Origin of the sequence: Halorubrum sp. Ea1 (assembly GCF_002252965.1) — an archaeon.
Classification (GTDB): Archaea; Halobacteriota; Halobacteria; order Halobacteriales; family Haloferacaceae; genus Halorubrum.
Genome location: NZ_NHPG01000135.1, coordinates 37,180 through 55,353, shown reverse-complemented (window position 1 = coordinate 55,353; position 18,174 = coordinate 37,180). Strand labels below are relative to the sequence as shown.

16 protein-coding genes are annotated in these 18,174 nt (G+C 69.2%); 12 read left to right on the top strand and 4 right to left on the bottom strand.

Going from position 1 to position 18,174, the window contains the following annotated elements:
* Positions 1 to 45 precede the first annotated feature (45 nt).
* The 7 genes from DJ73_RS16815 to DJ73_RS16785 all read left to right on the top strand — a co-directional run bounded on the left by DJ73_RS16815 (position 46) and on the right by DJ73_RS16785 (position 6,516).
* Entirely contained in the window at positions 46 to 312 is a 267-nt protein-coding gene (locus tag DJ73_RS16815; protein ID WP_094525386.1) for an NADH-quinone oxidoreductase subunit J, read from the top strand.
* On the top strand, positions 309 to 668 hold the full coding sequence (locus DJ73_RS16810; RefSeq protein WP_094525387.1) for a hypothetical protein: 360 nt from the start codon (positions 309 to 311) through the stop codon (positions 666 to 668). Before DJ73_RS16815 ends, DJ73_RS16810 begins: the two co-directional genes overlap by 4 nt.
* A complete protein-coding gene (nuoK, locus tag DJ73_RS16805; RefSeq protein WP_008004452.1) occupies positions 668 to 988 on the top strand; it encodes an NADH-quinone oxidoreductase subunit NuoK in 321 nt (106 codons plus the stop codon). The genes DJ73_RS16810 and nuoK overlap by 1 nt, the downstream gene beginning before the upstream one ends.
* 1 nt (position 989) lies before the next feature.
* Complete coding sequence (gene nuoL, locus DJ73_RS16800) at positions 990 to 3,032, top strand: NADH-quinone oxidoreductase subunit L (protein ID WP_094558538.1); 2,043 nt, start codon at positions 990 to 992, stop codon at positions 3,030 to 3,032.
* Positions 3,029 to 4,561 (top strand): NuoM family protein, encoded by a 1,533-nt coding sequence (locus DJ73_RS16795; protein ID WP_170938272.1) that lies wholly within the window; start codon positions 3,029 to 3,031, stop codon positions 4,559 to 4,561. The genes nuoL and DJ73_RS16795 overlap by 4 nt, the downstream gene beginning before the upstream one ends.
* On the top strand, positions 4,554 to 6,086 hold the full coding sequence (locus DJ73_RS16790) for an NADH-quinone oxidoreductase subunit N (RefSeq protein WP_094558537.1): 1,533 nt from the start codon (positions 4,554 to 4,556) through the stop codon (positions 6,084 to 6,086). The genes DJ73_RS16795 and DJ73_RS16790 overlap by 8 nt, the downstream gene beginning before the upstream one ends.
* A gap of 94 nt (positions 6,087 to 6,180) precedes the next feature.
* Positions 6,181 to 6,516 (top strand): hypothetical protein, encoded by a 336-nt coding sequence (locus DJ73_RS16785; protein WP_094558536.1) that lies wholly within the window; start codon positions 6,181 to 6,183, stop codon positions 6,514 to 6,516.
* A 1-nt stretch (position 6,517) separates the two neighbouring features.
* Here DJ73_RS16785 and DJ73_RS16780 read toward each other — a convergent pair whose 3' ends face one another.
* The 3 genes from DJ73_RS16780 to DJ73_RS16770 form a co-directional block, all read right to left on the bottom strand.
* Positions 6,518 to 6,748, bottom strand: coding sequence for an H/ACA ribonucleoprotein complex subunit GAR1 (locus DJ73_RS16780; RefSeq protein ID WP_094525391.1), 231 nt, complete (start codon positions 6,746 to 6,748; stop codon positions 6,518 to 6,520).
* A gap of 2 nt (positions 6,749 to 6,750) precedes the next feature.
* Positions 6,751 to 7,029, bottom strand: coding sequence for a signal recognition particle subunit SRP19 (srp19, locus tag DJ73_RS16775; protein ID WP_094525392.1), 279 nt, complete (start codon positions 7,027 to 7,029; stop codon positions 6,751 to 6,753).
* A 108-nt stretch (positions 7,030 to 7,137) separates the two neighbouring features.
* Positions 7,138 to 9,036 carry an ATP-binding protein gene (locus tag DJ73_RS16770; protein WP_094558535.1) on the bottom strand — a complete coding sequence of 633 codons (1,899 nt, stop codon included), beginning with the start codon at positions 9,034 to 9,036 and terminating at the stop codon, positions 7,138 to 7,140.
* Between the two features lie 138 nt (positions 9,037 to 9,174).
* Here DJ73_RS16770 and alaS point away from each other — a divergent pair, with 138 nt between their 5' ends.
* From alaS to citZ, 5 genes are all read left to right on the top strand, one after another.
* Entirely contained in the window at positions 9,175 to 11,955 is a 2,781-nt protein-coding gene (alaS, locus tag DJ73_RS16765) for an alanine--tRNA ligase (protein ID WP_094558534.1), read from the top strand.
* 18 nt (positions 11,956 to 11,973) lie between these two features.
* On the top strand, positions 11,974 to 12,780 hold the full coding sequence (locus DJ73_RS16760; protein WP_094525395.1) for an alpha/beta fold hydrolase: 807 nt from the start codon (positions 11,974 to 11,976) through the stop codon (positions 12,778 to 12,780).
* Between the two features lie 94 nt (positions 12,781 to 12,874).
* Positions 12,875 to 13,591, top strand: a complete 717-nt coding sequence (locus tag DJ73_RS16755) for a type 1 glutamine amidotransferase (protein WP_094525396.1) — start codon at positions 12,875 to 12,877, stop codon at positions 13,589 to 13,591.
* 99 nt (positions 13,592 to 13,690) lie between these two features.
* Positions 13,691 to 15,589 carry a PINc/VapC family ATPase gene (locus DJ73_RS16750; RefSeq protein ID WP_094525397.1) on the top strand — a complete coding sequence of 633 codons (1,899 nt, stop codon included), beginning with the start codon at positions 13,691 to 13,693 and terminating at the stop codon, positions 15,587 to 15,589.
* Positions 15,590 to 15,716: 127 nt separating this feature from the next.
* Complete coding sequence (gene citZ / locus DJ73_RS16745; RefSeq protein ID WP_094558533.1) at positions 15,717 to 16,868, top strand: citrate synthase; 1,152 nt, start codon at positions 15,717 to 15,719, stop codon at positions 16,866 to 16,868.
* 51 nt (positions 16,869 to 16,919) lie between these two features.
* On the opposite strand, the gene DJ73_RS16740 is transcribed toward citZ, so the two are convergent.
* Positions 16,920 to 18,155: a digeranylgeranylglycerophospholipid reductase gene (locus tag DJ73_RS16740; RefSeq protein WP_094525399.1), complete on the bottom strand. Its 1,236-nt coding sequence runs from the start codon at positions 18,153 to 18,155 to the stop codon at positions 16,920 to 16,922.
* Positions 18,156 to 18,174 lie beyond the last annotated feature (19 nt).

Here is an 18,174-nt window from a genome sequence, read left to right as displayed (position 1 = left end):
CGCGTCTCGAAATCTTCAAAGGGGTTCTCATAGGAGACAAACACAATGGTTTATCCTACCATCGCGTTCGGGCTGTTCGCCGCGGTCACGCTGGCGTTCGGCCTCGGGGTCGTCCTAGCGCGCGACGTGTTCCACGCCGCGCTGCTGCTGGGCGGTGCCCTGACGAGCGTCGCGGTCCACTACGTGATGCTGCAGGCGGAATTCATCGCCGCCATGCAGATCCTCGTCTACGTGGGCGGGGTCCTGATCTTAGTCACGTTCGGCGTGATGCTCACGCGATCGGAGACGGAAACGGAGGTGAATAGCGCATGAGCGACGACGACTCGGGCCGCGGGGGACGCCTCGTCCCCGCCGCGGTGGTCGGGCTCCTCTTCGTCACGATGGCCCTGACGGCGTTGTCGGCGGACTTCACCGCAGGGGGTGCCGGCTTCCCGGCCGACGCGTCCGTCGTCCACAACATCGGGTACGCCCTGTTCAACCTCGGCGAGTACGACATCGCGACGATCCCCTCCGAGGGGTTCCTCGCCGCGTTCCTGATCGCCGCGGTCGCCCTCGACGTCGCCGTCGACGGCGCGGTGTACCTGGCGAAACGTGAGGAGGGCGGCTCGATCATCGCCGCCGTGGGACAGGCGTTTACCGACGGCGGCCGCGACGGAGGTGAGCGCTGATGACCGCCGTCGCCTCCTCGATTCCGCCGGAGTGGTACCTGCTGCTCGCGGCCGCCGTCTTCTGTATCGGCCTGTTCGGCGTGCTCACGCGGCGCGACGCGCTGTACTTCCTGATGAGCGTCGAGCTCATGATGAACGCGGCGAACATCAACTTCGTCGCGTTCGCGCTGTACTACGGCGACCTCACGGGACAGGTGTTCGCGCTGTTCGTCATCGCGCTCGCCGCCGCGGAGGTCGCGATCGGTATCGGCATCATCCTCGTGCTGTACCGCAACTTCGGGGTCACTGACGTGACCGTCCCAACGGAGATGAGGTGGTAACATGATAGACGTGTTCTCATACGTTCCGGCGATCGTACTCCTCCCGTTCTTCTCGTTCCTGATCGCGCTCGGTGCCGGCAAATACCTCCCCAAGGGGGGCGCGTTCGGCGGCATCGCGGCGACGGCGGGCTCGTTCCTGCTCTCGCTGTGGGTGCTCGCGACGGTCGCGGGGGGCGAGGCGGCGAATCGAACCATCTACACGTGGGCGAGCGCCGGCGGGATCGGCCCGACGGACGTCGAGCTTTCCTTCGGCATCCTCGTTGACCCGCTGTCGGCGCTCATGCTCGTCATCGTGACGCTCGTCGCGCTGCTCGTGCACGTGTTCTCGCTCGGGTACATGAACGACGAGGGCGAGACGGGGCTCCCCCGATACTACGCCGGTCTCGGCCTGTTCACGGCGTCGATGCTCGGCTTCGTCGTCGCCGACAACCTGCTGATGGCGTTCATGTTCTTCGAGCTGGTCGGGCTCTGCTCGTACCTGCTCATCGGGTTCCACTTCCGGCAGCCCGGCCCGCCGTCGGCGGCGAAGAAGGCGTTCCTCGTCACCCGCTTCGGTGACTACTTCTTCCTCGTCGGCGTCGTCGCCGTGATCGGAACGTTCGGTACGGCGCAGTTCGCCGGGCCGGAGTCGTTCCCGCACCTCGCCGAGGCGGCGCTCGCCGGCGAGGGCTCGGTCGCGTGGACTCCCGGCGGACTCGACCTGCAGACGTGGCTCACCGTCGTCGGCCTGCTCGTCCTGGGCGGCGTCGTCGGGAAGTCGGCGCAGTTCCCGCTGCACACGTGGCTCCCCGACGCGATGGAGGGCCCGACGCCCGTCTCCGCGCTGATCCACGCCGCGACGATGGTCGCGGCCGGCGTCTACCTCGTCGCGCGGATGTACGGCTTCTACGCGCTGACGCCGACGACGCTCGCGGTGATCGCCTTCATCGGCGGCTTCACCGCGCTGTTCGCGGCGACGATGGGCGTCGTCAAAGACGAGCTGAAGCAGGTCCTCGCGTACTCCACCATCTCGCAGTACGGCTACATGATGCTCGCGCTCGGCGCGGGCGGCTACGTGGCCGCGGTCTTCCACCTGACCACCCACGCGTTCTTCAAGGCCCTGCTGTTCCTCGGCGCGGGCGCGGTGATCATCGCGATGCACCACAACGAAGACATGTGGGACATGGGCGGGCTGAAGGACAAGATGCCCGTCACCTACTACACCTTCCTGGCCGGGTCGCTGGCGCTCGCGGGCATCTTCCCGTTCGCCGGTTTCTGGTCGAAAGACGAGATCCTCTACGAGGCGCTCGTCCACGCGCCGGGCGAGCCGCTGCTGTTCGGCGGCTACCTGATGGGGCTGCTCGCTGTCCCCGTCACCGCCTTCTACACGTTCCGGATGGTCTTCCTGACCTTCCACGGCGAGCCCCGCACCGACACCGCGCGCGACCCCGAACCCATCCGATGGAACGTGAAGGGGCCGCTGACGGTCCTCGGCTCGCTCGCGGTCGTCACCGGCCTCATTAACATGGTGCCGGTCCAGAAGGTCCTCGGACTGGAGGGGATCGACCTGCTCCACCGCTGGCTCGACAACGACTGGGGCGGAATTGAGGGGCTCTCCTCGCACCACTACGGCGACATCGGACCGTACAGTAGCGAGTACATCGTCGGCGGCGAGGTCGCCACGGTGCTCGTCGGTGCGGCCGTCTCGCTCGGACTGGCGCTGACCGGTCTGCTGGTTGCGTGGCGGCTCTACAACGTTCCGTCGCCGACGGAGCACACGGCGAAACTCGGCGGGATCAAAGACGTGCTGTACAACAACTACTACCTCGACGAACTGCAGGTATGGCTCGCGTATCGCACCGAGGACGTCGCCGGCGGCGCCGACACCTTCGACCAAGGTATCGTCGACGGCGTCGTCAACGGCGTCTCCTCGGTGAGTCTCATCGGCGGTGACCGGATCCGGCAGGTGCAGAACGGCGTCGTCTCGCAGTACGCCGCGCTGCTCACGCTGGGGCTGGTCGCGCTGATTCTCGTGCTCGGCGTCACCGGGGGGTGGTTCCTGTGATACTCGAAGCGCTCATCGCGGTCGTCTTCGTGAGCGCGCTCGTCGTCCTCCTCTCGCCGAACGAGTGGGCGGGCCGGCTCGCGTTCGCGCTGAGCCTGATCCCGTTCGCGGGATCGCTGTACCTCTGGTCCGGATTCAACGGCTCCGGAAACGCTCTCACGGGCGGCGACATCGCCTACCAGACCCAGATCGAGTGGCTCGAAGTCGGCGGCCGCTCGGTCTCGTGGTTCGTCGGGCTGGACGGCATCAGCCTCCCGCTCGTCGTGTTGACGACGTTCCTCGTCCCGCTGGCGATAGTCAGCGCGTGGACGCCGATCGACTCGCGCCAGAGCCAGTTCTACGGGCTCATGCTGTTCATGGAGGCGAACCTCCTCGGCGTCTTCACGGCGCTGGACTTCTTCCTCTGGTTCGTCTTCTGGGAGGCCGTCCTCGTCCCGATGTACTTCCTCATCGGCGTCTGGGGCGGCCCGCGCCGGAAGTACGCCGCGATCAAGTTCTTCGTCTACACGAACGCGGCGTCGCTGCTGATGTTCATCGGGTTCATGTCGCTGACGTTCGCGCTCGGCGACTCCGTGACCTCGTTCGCGCTCCCGGAGATCACCGGCGCGATCGCCGACGGCGGACTCGGAACCTGGTTCGGCATCTCGCCGGACCGGATCGCGATGGTCGCGTTCCTCGCGATGTTCGCCGGCTTCGCGGTGAAGGTCCCGATCGTTCCGGTACACACGTGGCTGCCGGACGCCCACGTCGAGGCGCCGACCCCTGTGTCGGTGCTCCTGGCGGGCGTCCTCCTGAAGATGGGGACGTACGCGCTGCTCCGGTTCAACTTCACGATGCTCCCGGAGCAGGCGTCCGCGCTCGCGGTCCCGATCGCCGCGATCGCCGTCATCAGCGTCATCTACGGTGCGATGCTGGCGCTCGCGCAGAAGGACCTCAAGCGCATCGTCGCCTACTCCTCCGTCTCGTCGATGGGGTACGTCATCCTCGGGCTTGTCGTGTTCACCGAGTACGGCGTCGGCGGCGCGACGTTCCAGATGGTCGCGCACGGCCTCATCTCGGGGCTGATGTTCATGGCGGTCGGCGTCGTCTACAACGCGACCCACACGCGGATGGTCGGCGACATGGCGGGGATGGCCGACCGGATGCCGGTCACGGTCGGCATCCTCGTCGCCGGCGCGTTCGGCTACATGGGACTGCCTCTGATGGCCGGCTTCGCCGGTGAGTTCTTCATCTTCGTGGGGTCGTTCTCCGCGCCGGCGCTCCCGTACGCGCCGCTGTTCACGGCGCTCGCGATGTTCGGCATCGTCATCGTCGCCGGCTACCTGTTGTCGGCGATGCAGAGCACGCTATTCGGGCCGTTCGAGCTCTCAACCGACTACGAGGTCGGTCCCGCGCCGTTCCACGACGTCGCCCCGCTTGCGGTCCTGCTGGTGGCGATCATCGTGCTGGGCGTCGCTCCCGACATCTTCTTCGAGATGATCCGTGACGCCGCCGTTCCCGTGGTCGAGGGGGTGAGCATCGATGGTTAACTCGCTCCCGCAGGTGACGGCGTTGCTGCCGGTGCTGCTGCTCGGGTTCACCGGACTCGCGCTGCTGCTCGTCGACACGCTCCGTCCCGACACGCGGTCGAACACTTCGATGGCGGTCGTGAGCGCGCTCGGCGCGCTGGCATCGCTGGCCGCGACGGTCTGGTTCGTCGCCTCCGGGACCGGGAGCGGCGACACCGGCGGCGCGATCCTGCTGTTCGCCGACGCGGTCAAGGTGGACACGCTTGGGCTGTTCTTCACGGCCATCTTCGCGTCCGTGACGTCGCTCGTCGTTGTCGCGGCCCACGACTACTTCCACGACCACCCGAACCCGGCGACGTTCTACTCGCTGACGCTGTTCGCGGCGACGGGCATGTCGCTACTCGCGGTCGCGAACTCGCTCGCGGTCGTGTTCGTCGCCTTGGAGATGGTGTCGCTGCCGTCGTACGTACTCGTCGCGTTCCTGAAGCAGAACCGCGGGAGCGTCGAGGCGGGGCTGAAGTACTTCCTCGTCGGAGCGCTCTCCTCGGCGATCTTCCTGTTCGGCATCTCGCTGGTGTACGCGGCGACGGGGTCGCTGATGCTCGGCGAGGTCGCCGGCGTCCTCGGCGATATCGCCTCCGACGCCAACGGGATCGGCAGCCGAAGCGGGATCGCCGGCCTCGGGATCGTGATGATCCTCGGCGGCGTCGCGTTCAAGACCGCTTCCGTCCCGTTCCACTTCTGGGCGCCGGAAGCGTACGAGGGCGCGCCCGCACCCGTGAGCGCGTTCCTCTCGTCGGCGTCGAAGGCGGCCGGCTTCGTGGTCGCGTTCCGCGTGTTCACCGAGGCGTTCCCGGTCGGCGCGTCGCTGGCGGCCGACATCAACTGGGTGCTCGCCTTCGGGATCCTGGCGGCTGTGACGATGACGCTGGGGAACTTCGCGGCGGCCGTCCAAGAGGAGGTCAAGCGGATGCTCGCGTACTCCTCGATCGGCCACGCCGGCTACGCGCTCATCGGCGTCGCGGCGCTCTCCGCGGACGGGAGCGGTAACGGCGCCGTGATGGGCGCGGCGATGGCGCACCTGCTCGTCTACGGCTTCATGAACACCGGCGCGTTCCTCTTCGTCGCGATGGCGGAGCGGTGGGGCGTCGGCCGGACCTTCGAGGACTACGCCGGGCTGGCCAAACGCGCGCCCGTCGCCTCGACGGCGATGGCCGTGTTCATGTTCTCGCTGGCCGGGCTCCCGCCGTTCGCCGGGTTCTTCTCGAAGTACTTCCTGTTCATGGGAGCCATCGACAACGGCTTCCTGTGGCTAGCGGCGATCGGCGCCGTCAACAGCGTGATCTCGCTGTACTACTACAGCCGGGTCGTGAAGGCGCTGTTCATCGACGATCCCGCGTCGCCGACCGCGCTGGACACGATCGACGTGCGGCCGACGGCGCTGTACGCCGCGGTCGTCTTCGCGGCAGTCGCGACGGTGCTGCTGTTACCCGGCTTCGGCCCGGTCATCGAGACCGCCGAGGCCGCCGCGTCGGCGCTGTTCTAGCGGCGTCGCGGTTCGCGCCCGCTTTTCGTTTTTTTCCGATCGATCAGCCGTCCGGTAACCGCAGGTATTCCCGCGTCCAGTGTTAATATCCGGTATGAGTAGGAATCGGACGTACCGCTGTCTGAACTGTCTGGATCACACCGTGAGCCGGGAGTTCGACACGTCGCACCTCTCGGTGACGTGTCCGAACTGCGGCTCGTTCGAGCGGTTTGTTAACGACGCGGTGTTTCAGCAGTTCCGCGCGTTCGAGGAGTCGCCGCCCGCGGAGCTCGACTGGGCGCGGCTGGACCGCACGGAGAAGTTGATCGTCTCGGAGCGGCTCGTCCGCTCGACGAAGACGCTGGCCGACTTCGACGTCGTGGAGGGGGAAGCGACGGTCGGCGAGGACGAGGCAGCGGCCGGAGACGGGGAGGCAGCGGCCGGAGATTGAGTCAGCGCGCGTACAGCTTCCCGCCGACGAGCGACGCGAGGCCGTCGCCGTCGTTCGGGGTGACGGCCACGTACGGCCGGTCGACTGGGCCGAAAACGTCGACGACGCGGCCGACCGTCGAGAGCGACTCGTCGACGACGGCCGAGCCGATCCGCGGCGGCTCCTCGCCGCGGTCGCCGCGGGCGATCGCGAGCCCCCCGGCGGTGCGGACCACGGTACCGACTCGCCGCATCGTCACTCGCGGATGACCCCGAGGTAGGCGGCGACCGCCTGCACGAGGTCGTTCTTCGCGGTGTCTTCGGTGCCGCGCACGACGACCGCGCCCCGCGGCTCGAACTCGCGGGAGTACGTCTTGTCGCGCTCGATCACAGCGTCGTAGCCGACTTGCTGGACCGCCTTAGCGATCTCGTCGACGGTGGGCTCGGAGATCGCGAGGTCCGCCGGCACGCGGCGGCCCTCCGAGCGCGACCGCTCGGCGTCGAAGTACGCGGGATAGACGACGTTCTCGACCATACCGGAGAGGCGAGCGCGCGGCCTAAGGTCGTTTCGGACCCGCGCGGCCGCAGACGCTGGGCGACCCGCGTCGCGGCCGCGGTCCCGCACCGGCGTCGTGGCACCCGGTTACGACGTTCTGAACTCGAATCTTGCGCCGCCGGACTCGCCGGTCACCGCGCGCGCCTCCCACCCGTGAGCCTCGGCGATACGTTCGCTGATCGCGAGCCCGAGGCCGGTCCCGTCCTCGTCCGTCGTGAAGCCGGTGTCGAACACGCGCTCCGTCTCCTCGGGGAGTCCGCAGCCGTCGTCCTCGACGAAGAACCCGGTCCCTCCGTCGCCGTCCGATCGGGGCGAGGCCTCGCCCACGCGGACGGTGAGGCCCTCCGCAGCGCACCCGTCGTCGACGGTGGTCGGTCGGCCGCCGGCGGACCCGAGTTCGACGCTCTCGCCGGGCTCCGCCCGGCCGTCAGTCGGGCCGTGCTCGACGCTGTTCCGGAACACGTTCTCGAAGAGCTCGCGCGTTCTGGCGGGGTCAGCGTCGAGGGTCACGTCCCCTTCCACGACCAGCTCGGCCCCGCCGGTGTCGACGCTCGCCCAGGCGTCTCTCGCGAGCGCCGCGATCGAGGCGCGCTCCGTCTCGCCGACCGACCGGCCCTGTCTGGCCAGCGAGAGCAGGTCGTCGACGAGCTCGCCCATCCGCCCCAGCGCCTCGCCCGCCTTGGGGAGGTGAGCCGTGTCGCCGGTGTCGCTCGCGAGCTCGACGTACCCCTGCGCGACGCCGAGCGGGTTCCGGAGGTCGTGCGAGACGATGCTCGCGAACTCGTCGAGCCGCTCGTTCTGCTCCCGGAGGGTGGCCTCGCGCTCGCGCCGGTCCGTGACGTCCGTGTAAATCGCGTACCCGGAGGCGTTCTCCGCGTCGAGCCGGATCGGGATGACGTGCAGGATGAAGTGGCGGAGTCCGTCCGCCGTCTTCCGGGTCACCTCTCGCCGGACGTTCTCGCCGCGTTGGAGCCGCTCGTTGAGGTCGATTGCCTCCTCGACCGCGCCGTCCTCAACCGGGACGATGTAGTCGTCGAGGGACTCGCCCCCGACTGCCTCCGCGTCGTAGCCGAACGTCTCCTCGAAGGCGTCGTTGACCCGGTGGACGACCGGTTCGCCGTCGACGTAATCGTACGCGACCGCGGGGTCCGGGACGTTCGAGAACAGCGCGAGCAGGCGGTCGCGCTCGCTCCGGAGCGCCTCGTCGGCCCGGATCCGATCGAGGGTCTCCTCGACGTGAGAAGCGAGCAGTCCGGCGAGGCGTCGATCGGCCTCGCTGAACCCGTCCGGGTCGTCCGTCACCAGTTGGAAGACCGTGTCGTCGCCGACGGGAAGGGTGAGAACCGTGTCGTACGGGCTCTCGGCGTTCGGATTCGGTTCCACGACCGGTTCGCCGGTCACCGCGACGGTCCCGGCGGCCCCGCTCCCGACTCGGACGCGGTTGCAGTCCTCGATCGGAACCTCGGCCGAGGCCGCGATCGGCTCGATCCACTTCCCGTCGCGTACGCCGACGAGGCAGTGGTGCGGCGGGAACACCTCGTCCGCGACGGCGATCGCGGCCCGGTGCGTTTCCTCCACGGACCGGACCGACGCGAGTCGCGTCGCCCCGGCGTTGAGTCGCTCGACCCGTGAGGGCGGTCGGGACGGATCGGACCGGACTGACCCGTCGCGCGCGAGGAGCCACCGGACGGTCGCCGCCACGTCGGCGGTCGTCGTCGACACGGCGTCGACGGTCGGGGCCGTCGCCACGTCACCGGCCGGGTCGTCTACGAGGGCGACGACCGGGAGGGACTCGCGGCCGTCGCGGACGCGAGCGAGCCCGGCGGCGTCGCTGACGACCGCGAGGTCGACGTCGCGCAGGCTCTCCTCGTCGACCTCGTTCGGCTCTGCGGATCGCGCTGTCGCGTCGTCGGGGAGATCGGCTGAGATGTGAGCATCGGTAGCGAGGACCAGTACCACCGGTCTTTCGCTCGGCGCGGCGTTCACTGTGATCCGGAAACGGGTCGACGCGATGATAAGTATTCCCTTCGTCGGGGGAGCTCGAGACGCCCCGACTCGCGGGCCGCCGACCCGACGCGACCCACCCCGGAACCCTTTTGCACGAACACGGGTCACGTTCCTGTAATGAGCGATCTCGAAGCGGAGTACCGTCTCGACTACTTCGAGGAGGAAGGGTTCGTCCGGAAGGAGTGCACCTCCTGCGGCGCGCACTTCTGGACCCGAGACGGCGACCGCGAACTCTGCGGGGAGCCGCCCTGCGAGGACTACAGCTTCATCGACGACCCCGGCTTCCCGGAGCCGCGGTCGCTGTCCGAGATGCGGGAGGCGTTCCTCTCCTTCTTCGAGGAACACGGCCACGAGCGGATCGACCCGTACCCGGTCGCGGCGAACCGCTGGCGCGACGACGTCCTCCTGACGCAGGCGTCGATCTACGACTTCCAGCCGCTCGTCACCTCGGGGCAGACCCCGCCGCCGGCGAACCCCCTCACCATCTCGCAGCCGTGCATCCGGATGCAGGACATCGACAACGTCGGCAAGACCGGCCGGCACACGATGGCGTTCGAGATGATGGCCCACCACGCGTTCAACACGCGCGAGGAGGTCGACGAGGACGAGTACGCCTACCACGGCGAGGTGTACTGGAAGGACGAGACGGTCGCGTACTGCGACGAGCTGTTCGAGAGCCTCGGCGCCGATCTGGACGAGATCACCTATATCGAGGACCCGTGGGTCGGCGGCGGCAACGCCGGGCCGGCGATCGAGGTCATCTACAAGGGCGCCGAGCTGGCGACGCTCGTCTTCATGTGCATGGAGCGGGACCCGGACGGCGACTACGAAATGAAGGACGGGAACACGTACTCGTTCATGGACACGTACATCGTCGACACCGGGTACGGGCTCGAGCGGTGGACGTGGATGAGCCAGGGGACGGCGACCGTGTACGAGGCCGTCTACCCCGACGCGATCGACTTCCTGAAGGAGAACGCGGGGATCGAGCACACGGAGGAAGAGCAGGCGCTCGTCCACCGCGCCGCGAAGCTCTCCGGTCGGCTCGACATCGACGACGTCGACGACGTGGAAGACGCGCGCGGCGAGATCGCCGACCGGCTCGACGTCGACGTCGACCGGCTCCGCGAGCTCGTCGAGCCCCTCGAATCCATCTACGCGATCGCCGACCACTCGCGGACGCTCGCGTACATGTTCGGCGACGGGATCGTGCCCTCGAACGTCGGCACGGGCTACCTCGCCCGGATGGTGCTCCGGCGGACGAAGCGGCTCGTCGACGAGGTCGACGTCGACGCCCCGCTCGACGAGCTCGTCGACATGCAGGCCGAGCGCCTCGGCTACGAGAACCGCGACACGATCCGCGAGATCGTCCGCACCGAGGAGCGGAAGTACCGCGAGACGCTCGAACGCGGCTCCCGCAAGGTGGAGTCGCTCGCCGACGAGTACGCCGGCACCGGCGAACCGATCCCGACCGAGACGCTCCTCGAGCTGTACGACTCCCACGGGATCCAGCCGGACATGGTCGCCGACATCGCGGCCGAGCGGGGCGCGACGGTCGACGTACCGGACGACTTCTACGGGCTCGTCGCCGACCGCCACGAGGAGGCGGACGCCGACGAGGCGGAAGACGCGGCCGACGAGCGGCTCGGCGACCTCCCGGAGACCGAGAAGCTGTTCTACGACGACCAGGGCCGAACCGAGTTCGAGGCCGTCGTCCTCGACGTCTTCGAGCGCGAGGACGGCTACGACGTCGTCTTGGACCAGACGATGTTCTACCCCGAGGGCGGCGGACAGCCCGCCGATCGCGGGCAGCTCACCGCCGGCGAGACGACGGTGGACGTCGTCGACGTGCAGGAGGAAGGTGGCGTCGTGCTCCATCGAACCGACGCCGACCCCGGCAAGGGGGAGTTCGTCAAGGGCCAGGTAGACGGCGACCGCCGCGACCGACTCCGCGCGCACCACACGGCGACGCACCTGATCGGCCACGCCGCCCGCGAGGTGCTCGGCGAACACGTCCGGCAGGCCGGCGCGCAGAAGGGGATCGACTCCTCGCGGCTCGACGTCCGCCACTACGAGCGGATCACCCGCGAGGACGTCAAGCGGATCGAGCGCGTCGCCAACGAGCTCGTCCGCGACGACGTGCCCGTGCGCCAGGAGTGGCCCGACCGCAACGAGGCCGAGGCCGAACACGGCTTCGACCTCTATCAGGGGGGTGTCCCGCCGGGAACGAACGTCCGGCTGATCCACGTCGGCGACGCTGACGTGCAGGCGTGCGCGGGCACTCACGTCGACCGGACGGGCGAGATCGGCGCCGTCAAAGTGCTGAAGACGGAACCCGTCCAGGACGGCGTCGAGCGGATCGTATTCGCCGCGGGCGGCGCGGCGATCGAGGCGACCCAGCGCACGGAGGACGCGCTGTACGACGCCGCGAGCGTGCTCGACGTCGACCCGCTCGACATCCCCGAGACGGCCGAGCGGTTCTTCGAGGAGTGGAAGGCGCGCGGCAAGGAGATCGAGTCGCTGAAAGAGGAGCTCGCCGCCGCGCGGGCCTCCGGCGGCGCCGACGCCGAGGAGGTCGACGTGGGCGGTGCCGCGGCCGTGATCCAGCGGCTCGACGGCGACGCCGACGAACTGCGCGCGACCGCGAACGCGCACGTCGACGACGGGAAGGTCGCGGTCGTCGGGAGCGGGGCGGACGGCTCCGCGAGCTTCGTCGTCGGCGTCCCCGACGGCGTCGACGTCAACGCCGGACAGGTCGTCGCCGACCTCGCCGGCCGCGTGGGCGGCGGCGGCGGCGGACCCCCGGACTTCGCGCAGGGCGGGGGCCCCGACGTCGACGCCCTCGACGACGCGCTCGCGGCGGCGCCGGACGTCCTTCGGAGCCTCCAAGAGGCCTAACCCACCCGCGAGTTCACCATGCCACACGCGAACAACGGCGGCGTCTCGGTCCGCTACGAGGTCGACGCGCCGGACGCGGGCGATCCCGACGAGGCGGTCGTGTTCTGCGGCGACGTCGGGCTCGGCGCCTGGCAGTTCGGCTGGCAGCACGCCGCGCTGGCGGGGCCGCACACGGTGATAACGCCCGAGACGCGCGGGGTCGGCCGGTCCGACGCGCCGCCCGGCCCGTACGCGGTCGAAGGCCTCGCCGCCGACGTCGACGCGGTATGCGCCGCGGAGGGGATCCGGAACGCCCACCTCGTCGGATACGGCCTCGGCGGGATGGTCGCGCTCACGGCCGCGCTCGCCTCCTCGCGCCCGGCGAGCCTGACGGTCGTCGGCACGCCGCCCGCGGGCGACGCTTACAACCCCGACGGCGTGTGGGCCGATCCCACCGACCCGGCGGCGGTGGAGGGATCCCTCCACGGCCTGCTCTCCGTCGACTTCCGCGAGGCGCACCCCGACGCGCTCCCGCGGATCGCCGAGTGGCGGCTCGCCGAGGACGCCGACCGCGAGACGTTCGAGGCGCACCGCGCGGCCGTCGAATCGTTCGACGTCGCCGACCGGCTCTACGAGGTCACGACGCCGACGCTCGTCGTCCACGGGACCGACGACGCCGTCTGTCCGGTGTCGGCGGCGAAGACGCTCGCGGAGGGGCTCCCCCGCGGCGAGCTCCACGTGGTCGAGGGCGCGCGGCACTTCGTCGGCGTCGAGGCGTCGGCCGCGGTCAACGACGCGCTGGCCGGGTGGCTCGCGGAGCACGGCGCCGACCCGCTCTCCGGGTGACCCGTTCGGTCCCCTCGGATCGACCCCTCCCGGACGCCGGTAGCGCTTCCCGCCGCCGCAACCGTTTTGCGTCCGTCCCGCCTCGGTGCGGGCAATGACACGGCTTCGGTTCGCCCTGCTGAACGCGGCCCACGACGGCGCCGACACCCGGCGGAACTTCCGACGGGAGCTCGACGCCGACCTCGTCGAGTTCGACGCGGTCGACGGACACCTTCCCGACCACACCGACTTCGACGGCGTGGTGGTCACCGGCTCGCGGTCGTCGGTCTACTGGGACGAGGCGTGGATCCCCGCGCTCGTGGACTACGTCGCGGACGCCGCCGAGGCCGGCGTCCCGGTGCTCGGCGTCTGTTACGGTCACCAGGTGCTCGCGGAGGCGCTCGGCGGGCGCGTGGCGGGGATGGACGGCTTCGAGATCGGGTACAACGCCGTGCGTCGGCGCGGCGACGACGAGCTGTTCGACGGGATCGACGAGGAGTTCACGGCGTTCACCACCCACGGCGACGCGGTGATCGACCTCCCGCCGAGCGCGACGCTGCTCGCCGAGAACGACCACGGCGTCCACGCCTTCCGCGACGGCCACTGCTGGGGCGTGCAGTTCCACCCGGAGTACGACGTCGACACCGCCCGCGAGGTCACCGAGGGGAAACGCGAGCGGCTCGGCGACGCCCGGGTCGACGCCGTTCTCGACGGCATCACCCCGTCGGCGCACGAGGCCGCCTGCGAGGTGAAGGGCCTGTTCGACAACTTCACCGAGTACGCCCGGCGGCTGCGATCGGAGCGCGAGTCGCGGGCGGCGGCCGACGACTGAGCGGTCGCGCCCCGGCGGCCGCGGCGCTGGTTCGGCCCTGCAAAGCGGGACGCCGCGCGGGTCGAACACGCTTATACCGCTCCCGCCCGGAACCACGGTATGAACGTAGTACCGGACACCAGTGCGGTCGTCGACGGCCGCGTGTCCGAACGCGTCGCGGACGGAACCTACGAGGGGGCGACGGTCCTCGTCCCCGAGGCCGTCGTCGGAGAGCTGGAGTCGCAGGCGAACGACGGGCTGGAGTCGGGGTGGGACGGCCTGAGCGAGCTCAAGCGCCTCGCCGACCTCGCCGACGAGGGGACGATCGAGCTCCGGTACGTCGGCGAGCGCGCCGACGGGGACGCCCGATCGCACGCCCACGAGGGCGACGTCGACGCCCTGATCCGCGACATCGCGGCCGACCACGACGCGACGCTTCTCTCGAGCGACATCGTCCAGGCGGAGGTCGCCCGCGCGAAGGGGATCGACGTCGAGTACGTCGAGCCGGTCGCCCGCGGCGTCGTCGACGAGCTTCCGATTCAGGAGTTCTTCACCGACGAGACGATGTCGGTCCACCTCAAGACGGGGACGAAGCCGAAGGCGAAGCGCGGTGCCCTCGGCGAGATGCGGTACGAGATCATCGACGAGGAGCCGACGAGCGAGGCGCAGATGGACGAGTGGGCGACCGCCATCGTCGACTTGGCCCGCCAGTCCAACGAGGGGTTCATCGAGCTCTCCGACGACGGCATGGACATCGTCCAGTTCAGGAACTACCGGATCGCGGTCGCGCGACCGCCGTTCGCGGACGGGATCGAGGTCACGGCGGTCCGCCCGATCGCGAAGACGACGCTCGACGACTACGAGTTCGCCGACGAGCTCCGCGAGCGGTTCAAAGAGCGGAAGCGCGGCGTCCTGATCTCCGGGTCGCCCGGCGCCGGGAAGTCGACGTTCGCGCAGGCGGTCGCGGAGTTCCTCAACGACAGCGACTACGCCGTGAAGACGATGGAGAAGCCGCGCGACCTCCAGGTCGGCCCGGAGATCACCCAGTACGGCGCCCTCGGCGGCGAGATGGAGAACACGGCCGACTCGCTCCTCTTAGTCCGCCCCGACTACACCATCTACGACGAGGTGCGGAAGACGAACGACTTCGAGGTGTTCTCCGACATGCGGATGGCAGGCGTCGGGATGGTCGGCGTCGTCCACGCCTCCCGCGCCATCGACGCGCTCCAGCGGCTCGTCGGCCGCGTCGAGCTGGGGATGATCCCCCAGATCGTCGACACCGTGGTGTACATCGAGGCCGGCGAGGTCCACACGGTCTACGACGTGACGACCGAGGTGAAGGTGCCCGCCGGACTCACCGCCGAGGACCTCGCCCGCCCGGTCATCCAGGTGTCGAACTTCGAGACCGGCCGTCCGGAGTACGAGATCTACACGTTCAACCGACAGGTCGTCACGGTCCCGCTGAACGACGAGGACGGCGAAGGCGAGAGCGAGACCGGCGTCGGTCGCATCGCCAAACAGGAGATCGAACGCGAGATCCGCTCGGTCGCGCACGGCCACGTCGACGTCGAGCTCAGGGGGAACGACGAGGCGGTCGTGTACGTCTCCGAGGGCGACATCGGCACCGTCATCGGCAAGGGGGGCGGCCGCATCAGCGACATCGAAAACCGGCTCGGCATCGAGATCGACGTCCGCACCCACGACGAGAAGCCGGAGGATTCGCGCGGCACCGGTGCCGGCAGCCGCGGCGCGGCCGGAGGGGGAGATGGCCGAGGCGGACAGGTCGGCGAGGAGCGCGGCACCGTCGTCCAGCCGGAGATCACGTCCCGGCACGTCGTCATCGACGTCGACGACGGCGTCGGCGAGACGGTGGAGGTGCGCGCGGACGGCGAGTACCTGTTCACCGCCACCGTGGGGCGCGGCGGCGAGGTGCAGGTGTCCCGCGGCTCGGCCATCGCCGAGGAGTTGGAGGACGCGATCGACCGCAAGCGAACCGTGACGGTCGTTCCGGCTCGCTGACGCGGCCGATACGCCGCGTCTCGCCCGCCGATATCGGCGTCGTTCGACTCCCCGATATTCGTCGATCGTCGAACTTCATCCCTCCTGAAAGATAACGCTTTTTTGGCGGTGGTCGGAACGTCACTGCATGTCAGACGAGTTAAAGCGCGGGCTCGAAGGCGTCCTCGTCGCGGAGTCGGAGCTGAGCCACGTCGACGGCGAGGTCGGTAGGCTCGTGTACCGTGGGTACGACATCGAGGACCTCGCTCGCGGCGCGAGCTACGAGGAGGTGCTGTACCTCCTCTGGCACGGTTCGCTGCCGACGCGCGAGGAGCTCGACGCGTTCGCCGCGAACCTGGCCGCGGAGCGGGCCGTCGACGACGACGTCCTCGAGACGGTCCGGACCCTCGCCGACGCCGGCGAGCGGCCGATGGCCGCCCTCCGGACGGCGACCTCCATGCTGTCGGCGTACGACCCCGACGCGGACACGGACGACGACGATGTCACGGAGACGGCCCGCCGGCAGGGCCGTCGGATCACGGCGAAGGTCCCCACCGTCCTCGCGGCCTTCGAACGCGCGCGTCAGGGCGAGGCGCCGCTCGCCCCGAACCCGGACCTCTCGTACGCCGGGAACTTCCTCTACATGCTCACCGGCACAGAGCCCGACGCCGTCAGCGAGGAGACGTTCGACATGGCCCTCACGCTCCACGCCGACCACGGGCTCAACGCTTCGACGTTCACGGCGATGGTGATCGGATCGACGCTGGCCGACGTCTACTCCGGCGTCACCGGGGGGATCGGCGCGCTCTCCGGCTCGCTCCACGGCGGCGCGAACCAAGACGTGATGGAAGTGCTCTACGAGATCGACGACTCCGCGAAGGACCCGGTCGCGTGGGTGAAAGACGCCCGCGAGAACGGCCGGCGCATCCCCGGCTTCGGCCACCGCGTGTACAAAGTGAAGGACCCGCGGGCGAAGATCCTCCAGGAGAAGCTGCGGGACCTCTCCGAGTCGTCAGGCGACACGAAGTGGCTCGACTACACCACCGCGATCGAGGAGTACCTCACCGACGAAGGACTGTTAGACAAAGGTATCGCGCCGAACGTCGACTTCTACTCCGGCTCCGTCTACGACTCGCTCGGTATCCCGGTCGACATGTACACGCCCATCTTCGCGATGAGCCGCGCCGGCGGTTGGATCGCCCACATGGTCGAGTACCAGGCCGACAACCGCCTCATCCGTCCGCGCGCCCGGTACACCGGCCCCGAGAGCGCCGAGATCGTTCCGATCGACGAGCGGTAGACGGAGCGGCAGCGGTCTCTCGCGACGCGGCCGACCTCTAAACCGAGCGACCTACGCGCCCCACCGCTCCCGGGCGAACTTCGTCAACAACGGGAGGTCGTCGAGGTGGAGCAGCTTCGCCATCGCGGCCTTGTTCCCCTGATTCGCCTGTTCAAGCGTGTTGTCGTCGGTCCGGCGGAGGTCCTCCATGAACCGGTCGTACCGCTCGTTCGGCGCGAGGTACAGCAGTCGGGTGAGCATCAGCCGGGCGCGCATCCGCGGGGCCACGTCCCGGTGCCAGAGCCGCTCGTAGACGGCGAGGCTCTCGGCGTCGAGGCGCCGCTCCGAGTCGGTGAGACACCGGTCGATGGTGGCGGCCGCGGCGCGGGCCGACTTCATCCCCTTGTGGATCCCCTCGCCCCACAGCGGGTCGATGGTGGGCACGGTGTCGCCGATCGCGAGGAACCGGTCGGTGTGCATCTCGTCGGGCATCTGGATGTGCGCGGAGCCGCGGTGGATCGTGTCGTCGATCTGTTCGGCGTCCGCGAACCGGGGATCGCGCTCGATCCAGTCGTTGAGGTAGCCGTCGACGGTTTTCCCCTCTTCGGCGAACTCGCGGTGGCGGTCGTTCTGGATGTAACAGATGCCGACCTTCGCGGTGTCCTCACCGGTCGCGAAGATCCACGAGTAGCCGCCGGGGGCGATGTCGTGGTCGAGCCGGAGCATCATCGCCCGCCGCAGGTCGGCGTACTCGGGGTGGTTCATCTCGACGCCCTCCATCTCGTACTCGATGCCGATCGCCTGGTTCTCCCGTTCGAGGTCGACCACGTCGAGCGCGCTCGCGATCGGCGCTGCCGGGCCGGTGGCATCGACCACCACCTCGGCGTACACCTCCTCGTCGCCGTCGTACCGAACGCCCTCGACGACCCCGTCGTCGTCGAGGATCGGGCGGGAGACGCGCGAGTCGAACCGGTACTCCGCGCCGTTCTCGCGGCCGTCCTCGACGAGGAAGCGCTTGAAGTCGGCGAACTCCAAGACCGCGCCGGGCTGGTAGCTCTCGTAGTAGCTGTTCGGCGACTCCAGGACCACGTCGTCGGTGTACGACATCACGACGTCGTCGGGGATCCCGAAGGCCGACATCATCGACGGGAAGGTCCCCGCGGTCGACTTGTTGCTCTGGCGGGGGAACTCGGCCTCCGGCTCCGTTTCGAGAACGACGACGTCGTAGTCGCGTGTCGCCAGGTCGCGGGCGCACTGCGCCCCCGCTGGTCCGGCGCCCGCGATAACGACGTCGTAGCGATCAACCATATACAATGTAATTCGGACC